The sequence below is a fragment of the Nonomuraea sp. NPDC003201 genome (assembly GCF_053590415.1).
Genome location: NZ_JBSFTC010000460.1, coordinates 1 through 6533 on the forward strand (window position 1 = coordinate 1; position 6533 = coordinate 6533).

General features: G+C 72.8%; 11 protein-coding genes. 10 read left to right on the top strand and 1 reads right to left on the bottom strand.

The window, feature by feature from the left end; genetic code table 11:
* The 10 genes from ACWDX9_RS57785 to hypE form a co-directional block, all read left to right on the top strand.
* The coding region (locus ACWDX9_RS57785; protein ID WP_449971773.1) for a DUF5947 family protein at positions 1–487 on the top strand (487 nt) is incomplete at its 5' end.
* Positions 484–702, top strand: a complete 219-nt coding sequence (locus ACWDX9_RS57790) for a hypothetical protein (RefSeq protein ID WP_363983079.1) — start codon at positions 484–486, stop codon at positions 700–702. The genes ACWDX9_RS57785 and ACWDX9_RS57790, both read left to right, overlap by 4 nt.
* Complete coding sequence (locus ACWDX9_RS57795; RefSeq protein WP_363983240.1) at positions 702–1340, top strand: DUF6084 family protein; 639 nt, start codon at positions 702–704, stop codon at positions 1338–1340. Before ACWDX9_RS57790 ends, ACWDX9_RS57795 begins: the two co-directional genes overlap by 1 nt.
* A gap of 6 nt (positions 1341–1346) precedes the next feature.
* A complete protein-coding gene (locus ACWDX9_RS57800) occupies positions 1347–2264 on the top strand; it encodes a hypothetical protein (protein ID WP_449971777.1) in 918 nt (305 codons plus the stop codon).
* The gene (locus ACWDX9_RS57805; protein ID WP_355211279.1) at positions 2261–3082 is read left to right on the top strand and encodes a hydrogenase maturation protease; all 822 of its coding nucleotides are present in this window, start codon (positions 2261–2263) and stop codon (positions 3080–3082) included. The genes ACWDX9_RS57800 and ACWDX9_RS57805 overlap by 4 nt, the downstream gene beginning before the upstream one ends.
* 6 nt (positions 3083–3088) lie before the next feature.
* On the top strand, positions 3089–3196 hold the full coding sequence (locus ACWDX9_RS57810; protein WP_397375203.1) for a DUF6893 family small protein: 108 nt from the start codon (positions 3089–3091) through the stop codon (positions 3194–3196).
* Positions 3197–3203: 7 nt separating this feature from the next.
* Complete coding sequence (locus ACWDX9_RS57815) at positions 3204–3587, top strand: hydrogenase maturation nickel metallochaperone HypA/HybF (RefSeq protein WP_350737794.1); 384 nt, start codon at positions 3204–3206, stop codon at positions 3585–3587.
* The gene (locus ACWDX9_RS57820) at positions 3565–3837 is read left to right on the top strand and encodes a HypC/HybG/HupF family hydrogenase formation chaperone (RefSeq protein ID WP_364256312.1); all 273 of its coding nucleotides are present in this window, start codon (positions 3565–3567) and stop codon (positions 3835–3837) included. Before ACWDX9_RS57815 ends, ACWDX9_RS57820 begins: the two co-directional genes overlap by 23 nt.
* Before the next feature lie 12 nt (positions 3838–3849).
* On the top strand, positions 3850–5007 hold the full coding sequence (hypD, locus tag ACWDX9_RS57825) for a hydrogenase formation protein HypD (protein ID WP_449971781.1): 1158 nt from the start codon (positions 3850–3852) through the stop codon (positions 5005–5007).
* A complete protein-coding gene (gene hypE / locus ACWDX9_RS57830) occupies positions 5004–6077 on the top strand; it encodes a hydrogenase expression/formation protein HypE (protein WP_449971784.1) in 1074 nt (357 codons plus the stop codon). The genes hypD and hypE overlap by 4 nt, the downstream gene beginning before the upstream one ends.
* On the opposite strand, the gene ACWDX9_RS57835 is transcribed toward hypE, so the two are convergent.
* Positions 6060–6533 (bottom strand): D-sedoheptulose-7-phosphate isomerase (locus tag ACWDX9_RS57835; RefSeq protein ID WP_449971787.1); only part of this gene is annotated, 474 nt, incomplete at its 5' end. The genes hypE and ACWDX9_RS57835 overlap by 18 nt on opposite strands.

A 6533-nucleotide genomic window follows, 5' to 3' on the forward strand; every position in this document is an offset into this window, starting at 1 on the left:
GTGCCGCGCGTGCCAGGTGCTGTTCGACCACGCGGCGGCCGGCGGCGGGCACTACCGGCTGGTGCCCGAGCGCCGCTGGCGGCTGAGCGGCTTCCGCCTGGAGGAGGGGGCATGGGCCCGGCTGCGGGCCCCGGTGCGCACGGTGTTCCTGATCCACGACTCGGACACCGGCGACCCGGTCCTGTACTACCCGAGCCCGGCCGGGGCCGTACGGGCGCCTGCCGACCGGACCGCCTGGGAGCTGCTGCGGCGCGACAACCCGGTGCTGCGGCGGCTGGAGCCGGACGTCGAGGCGCTGCTCGTCGACCAGGAGGCCTGGATCGTGCCGGTGGACGACTGCTACGCGCTCGTCGGAGCCATCCGCGCGCACTGGCGGGGCCTGACGGGCGGCAAGGACGTACGCGAGCACATCACCCGATTCTTCACCGACCTCGGTGGCCGGTCCGTCACCGTACCGGCCACCGGCAACGACAGGAGTCCCGCGTGAACAAGAAGTCGACGATCAAGACCGGGCGGCGCGACGTGCGCCCCGACGCCCCCTCCCACGTCAAGGGCGTGGCCGAGGGCAACGCGCTGGGCGGCTACGGCAGGCAGAAGGGCCACCTGCCCGACGGCCGCTCCACAGCCAGGCGCTCGACCGGCGTCAACCCGCGCATGCACGACCCGATCGACCCCGACATGCCCAACCTGTCGCCCGCGTGATGCCGCCGACCACACCGGTTCTGCGGATCGAGGTGCGCGACGTCGAGCCCGCCACGCCCGCCGTCGCGCCCGCTCTGTGTTTCCGGCTCGACCTGCGGTCGGACGCTCCGGTCCAGGCGATCACGCTGGCCACGCAGATCCGCATCGACGCCACCGCACGCGGCTACGACGGGCAGGCGCCGGAGCGGCTCAAGGAGCTGTTCGGCCCGCCCGAGGACTGGGGACGCAACCTGTCCAGCCTGCTGTGGACGCAGACCGTCACCCACGTCCCGGCCTTCACCGGCGGCACGACCACGCCGGTCACGGTCGCGTGCACCTACGACTTCGACGTGGCCGCGGCCAAGTACCTGCACGGCCTGCCGGACGGCGAGGTGCCGCTGCGGTTCCTGTTCACCGGGACCGTCTTCTACCTCGACGACGGGCGCCTGCAGGCGGCCTGCCTGCCGTGGGACACCGAGGCGGACTTCCGCATGCCGGTGACGGTCTGGAAGGACCTCATGGACCGCCACTTCCCGGACACCGCCTGGATCCGGCTGGAGCGCGGCACGTTCGACCGCCTGTACGCGCACCGGGTCCGGCACACCCTGCCCGGCTGGGACGACGCGGTGCGGTCGCTGCTGGAGACGGGCGGAGGCTGATCCGACATGGACCCTGTCAGGCAGATCGCGCAGGCCGTGCTGTACGAGGGCTACCTGCTGTGGCCGTACCGGGAGTCGTCGCTGAAGAACCGGCACCGCTGGACGATCGGCGGCGTCCACCCCGAGGCGTACGGGCGCGCCAATGACGGCAACCCGTGGCTGACGCGTACCGAGTGCCTGCTCGAAGCCGGGGCCCGCGACCTCGTCGACGTGTCCGTGCGCTTCCTGCACGTCGTCACCCGGCTCCGCGCCGGGGAGCCGGAGGCGACCGGCGAGGAGGCCCAGGAGCGTGAGGTGAGCATGCCGGGCCTGGTCCTGGAGGACCTGCTGCACGGCCCGGTCATCGAGAAGATCGACATCCCGGCACGGGATCAGTCTCCCGAAGGCGGCTGGCGGGAGCTGTCCGGCCGGATCGAGGCGAGCGCGCGGCGGCTGCGCCCGGACCTGTTCCGGATCACGGTCGAGGTGGTCAACACCACGCCCTGGCCCGGGGGCGGCCGCGAGGAGGCCATGCGGCGCACGCTGGTCTCCGCGCACACCGTGCTGCGCGCGCCGCGGGCGAGGTTCGTCTCCCTCATGGACCCGCCGGAGGAGCTGCGGGCGGAGGCGGCGGGCTGCGACAACGCCGGCGTCTGGCCGGTGCTCGCCGGGCCGGAGGGCGACCGGCACACCGTGCTGTCCGCGCCGATCATCCTCTACGACCACCCGAGAATCTCGCCGGAGAGCCCCGGCGACCTCTTCGACGCGACCGAGATCGACCAGCTCCTCACGCTGAGCGTGCTCGCCCTCAGCGACCGGGAACGCGAGGAGATCCGCCACGGGGACCCGCGCGCCCGCGCGATCCTCGACCGCTGCGACTCCCTCACACCCGACGAGCTGATGCGGTTGCACGGCATCATGCGCAGGACGGAGCCACACGAATGACCGGATTCTGGACCCGGATGGCGGGCCGCGGCCCGGCCGAGATCGTCATCGCCGGCGTGCCGGTCGGGCCGGGCAGCCGGGTACGGCTGCGGCCCCGCGCGCAGGCCGACGTCTTCGACCTGGTGCTCGACGGCCGCGTGGCCGTCGTGGAGAGCGTGGAGCAGGACGACGAGGGCGCCTTCCACATCGCGGTCACGCTCGACGACGATCCCGGGCGTGACCTGGGCGAGGCCCGGCTGCCCGGGCACCGGTTCTTCTACTCCGCCGAGGAGATCGAGCCCCTCGGGGAACAGGACGGCCGCCCGGCCCCCGGCCGCGTCCTGGTGGCCGGGATCGGCAACGTGTTCCTGGGGGACGACGGGTTCGGCGTCGAGGTGGCCCGCCACCTGGCCGGGCAGGCGGGCGTGCCGGGCATGGAGGTCGTCGACTTCGGCATCCGCGGCATGGACCTGGCCTACGCGCTGCAGCGGGACTACACGGGCGTGGTCTTCGTGGACGCCGCCCCGCGCGGCCTGGCGCCCGGCACGCTCACCGTCCTCGAACCCGAGCTGCCGGACGGGGACGACGCCTCGGTGGAGACGCACGGCATGGACCCGGTCCGGGTCCTGCGGCTGGCCCGGCAGCTCGGCCGGCTCCCCGCGCGGGTGCGGGTCGTCTGCTGCGAGCCGGCGTCGGTCGAGGAGGACCCGTTCGAGCTGAGCGCGCCGGTACGCGCGATGGTCGGCGAGGCGGCCGGCCTAGTGAAGTCCCTGGTTATGGACATGATTGCGGAAAGTGCCACTCCGGACGCCCGCGATCCGGCACCCACGGTGAGGTGATGTGAGATGTGGAAGTCGCGCACGGTGAAGCTGGTCGTGCTCTGCGGGATGGCGCTGGTCGTCATCCGCCTGTGGCCGGACATCCGGCGATACATCAAGATGGAGCGAATGTAGGGGCAGCATGCATGAGATCGGGATGTGCGAGGGGCTCGTCGAGCTGATCGAGCAGCAGGCGGGAGGCAGGGCGGTCGCGGCCGCCCGGGTACGCGTCGGCGCCCGGCACGCCGTCGTCGACGAGGCCTTCGGGCAGGCGTTCACGCTGGCCGCGGCCGGCACGGCCGTGCAGGACGCGGTGGTGGAGCTCGTCATCACGCCGATGACGGTCGGCTGCCGCAACTGCGGCGAGCGCTCCGAGTCGGTCGACACGCTGGCGGTCTGCCCGGGCTGCGGCGACGACGGCGTCGACATCAGCGGCGGCGAGGAGCTGGTCCTGGAGTCGCTCACCTTCGCCACGTCAGGCGCTTCCGGCGGGGAGGTGTCCGGTGTGCCTTGGCATTCCAGGTGAGCTCGTCGAGCGCCTGCCCGAACACGAGGACCTCGCCGTGGTGGACGTCAGCGGCGTGCGCCGGCGTATCAACGTCGGCCTGCTCGCCGACGAGGCGCTCGCGCCCGGCGACTGGGTGCTCGTGCACGTCGGGTTCGCGCTGTCCAAGATCTCCGAGCTGGAGGCGCAGGCGGTGCTCGACTACCTCAACGGGCTCGGGCAGGCGTACGAGGACGAACTCGACGCGCTGCGCGCCTCGGACATCGCCTAGGAAGGACCTCTGATGCGGTTCGTCGATGAGTACCGCGACGCGGGCACGGCGCGGGCGCTCGCCGCGCAGATCGCCGCCCGCTGCCGGCCGGGGCGCCGATACACGTTCATGGAGGTGTGCGGCGGTCACACGCACACCATCTACAAGCACGGCCTGGAGGACCACCTGCCGGCCGAGGTGAACCTCGTGCACGGCCCCGGCTGCCCGGTCTGCGTGATCCCGATGGGCCGTGTGGACGACGCCATCCACATCGCGCGGCAGCCGGACGTGATCATGACGTCGTTCGGCGACATGATGCGGGTGCCCGGTGGGGAGGGCTCGTTCCTGGACGCCAAGGCGGCGGGGGCCGACATCCGGATGGTGTACTCGCCGCTGGACGCGCTCAAGATCGCGCGGGCCAACCCGGACCGCAGGGTCGTCTTCATGGCCATCGGCTTCGAGACCACGGCGCCGTCCACGGCCATGACCGTGCTGCGCGCGGAGGCCGAAGGGCTGGCCAACTTCTCCGTCTTCTGCAACCACGTCATGATCATTCCGGCGATCAAGGCCATCCTCGACTCACCGGACCTGCGGCTCGACGGGTTCATCGGGCCCGGCCACGTGTCGGCGGTGATCGGCTGCCAGCCGTACGAGTTCATCGCCCGCGACCACGGCAAGCCGCTGGTGGTCGCCGGGTTCGAGCCGCTGGACATCCTCGACGCGGTGCACCGCCTGCTGACGCAGCTCGCCGAGGGCCGCTGCGAGGTGGAGAACCAGTACTCCCGCGTCGTGCCGTGGCAGGGCAACCGCATCGCGCTGTCGGCCATGGGCCGGGTCATGCGGCTGCGGCCGCACTTCGAGTGGCGCGGGCTCGGGTTCATCGCGCACTCCGCCCTCGCCATGTCGGACGAGTACGCCCGCTTCGACGCCGAACGCGTCTTCGACCTGCCCGGGGTCCGCGTCGCCGACCCGCGGTCGTGCCAGTGCGGCGAGGTGCTCAAGGGCGTGCTCAAGCCGTGGGAGTGCAAGGTGTTCGGCACCGCGTGCACCCCGGAGACGCCGATCGGCACCTGCATGGTCTCCTCGGAGGGCGCGTGTGCCGCGTACTACAACTTCGGGCGCTTCAGCCGGGAGGAGATGCGCGCGACCTCCGCCGGCGGGCCGCTGGCCGAGGAGGCGAGCCGGACATGAACCGCGAACAGCAGGTGCTCGCCCGCATCGAGCGGATCCGGCGGCGCAAGCCCGTCGTCAGGGAGGAGCGCATCACGCTCGCCCACGGCGCCGGGGGCAAGGCCACCCACACGTTGATCGAGGCCGTCTTCCTGGAGGCGTTCCGCAACCCGCTGCTCGCGCCGCTGGACGACGGCGCGCTCCTGCGGGTGGGCGGCGAGCGCCTGGCCTTCACCACCGACTCCTTCGTGGTCTCGCCGCTGTTCTTCCCCGGCGGGGACATCGGCGACCTGGCCGTCAACGGCACCGTGAACGACCTGGCCATGTGCGGGGCCCGGCCGGCCCACCTGTCGGCCGGCTTCATCCTGGAGGAGGGCTTCCCCGTCGCCGACCTGCGGCGCATCACCGACTCGATGGCCGCCGCCGCGGCGGCGGCCGACGTCACGATCGTGACCGGCGACACCAAGGTCGTCCAGCGCGGCAAGGCCGACGGCTGCTTCATCACCACGGCCGGGGTCGGGCTCGTCGAGCAGCCGGTCACGCTGTCGGCCTCGCACGCGCGGCCGGGGGACGCGGTCATCGTCTCGGGCCCGATCGGGGAGCACGGCGCCGCCATCATGCTGGCCAGGGACGATTTCGGCATCGAAGCGCCGATCGTCTCCGACACGGCGCCGCTGCACGCCATCGTCTCCGAGCTGCTGGCCGCGATGCCGCAGCACGTCCGTACGCTGAGGGACGCCACCCGGGGAGGGGTGGCCACCGTCGTCAACGAGGTGGCCAACGCGTCGGAGGTGGCCGTCGTCCTGCGGGAGGACGACATCCCGGTACGGGCGGAGGTCACCGGCGTCTGCGAGCTGCTCGGCCTCGACCCGCTCTACGTCGCCTGCGAGGGCCGGTTCGTCACGGTGGTCGACGGCGAGCACGCCGGGCGGGCCCTCGAGGTGCTGCGCTCCCACCCGCTGGGCGCCGAGGCCGCGATCATCGGGACCGTCGCCGCGGCGCCGGCCGGGCTGGTCCTGCTCCGCACCGCCTTCGGCGGCACCCGGGTGGTCGACGTCCTGGTGGGCGACCCGCTACCCCGCATCTGCTGAACCCTGGTGTGAGGAGGTCTCGCGGGCGGCCGACACCAGCTCGGCCAGCACGTGGTAGAGGGTCGCCTGCGCCTCCTGGATGCGGTGCACCGACGACGACGGGACCACGAACAGGTGCTCGGCCAGCCGCTCCTCCGCCATGCGGCCGCCTCCGGAGCCGGCGAACCCGACGGTCACCATCCGCAGGCCCGCGGCCCGCTCCAGGCCGCGCAGCACGTTGGCCGAGCCGCCGCTGGTGGACAGGGCGCAGGCGATGTCGCTCTCGCCGCCGAGCGCGGCGAGCTGGCGGGCGAACACCACCTCGAAGCCGACGTCGTTGCCGAGCGCCGTCACGAGCGCCGTGTCGGCCGCCAGCGACACCGCGGGCAGGCCGCGCCCGGTGAACAGATCCGCCACCGACTGCGCGTCGGTGCTGCTGCCGCCGTTCCCGAACGTGAACAGCCGCCCGCCGCCGCG

Bases quoted from the DNA above. Each gene is read 5' to 3' on its own strand.
- ACWDX9_RS57795 (WP_363983240.1), top strand. From the start codon at position 702: ATGCCGCCGACCACACCGGTTCTGCGGATCGAGGTGCGCGACGTCGAG.
- ACWDX9_RS57800 (WP_449971777.1), top strand. From the start codon at position 1,347: ATGGACCCTGTCAGGCAGATCGCGCAGGCCGTGCTGTACGAGGGCTAC.
- ACWDX9_RS57805 (WP_355211279.1), top strand. From the start codon at position 2,261: ATGACCGGATTCTGGACCCGGATGGCGGGCCGCGGCCCGGCCGAGATC.
- ACWDX9_RS57810 (WP_397375203.1), top strand. From the start codon at position 3,089: ATGTGGAAGTCGCGCACGGTGAAGCTGGTCGTGCTCTGCGGGATGGCG.
- ACWDX9_RS57815 (WP_350737794.1), top strand. From the start codon at position 3,204: ATGCATGAGATCGGGATGTGCGAGGGGCTCGTCGAGCTGATCGAGCAG.
- hypD (WP_449971781.1), top strand. From the start codon at position 3,850: ATGCGGTTCGTCGATGAGTACCGCGACGCGGGCACGGCGCGGGCGCTC.
- hypE (WP_449971784.1), top strand. From the start codon at position 5,004: ATGAACCGCGAACAGCAGGTGCTCGCCCGCATCGAGCGGATCCGGCGG.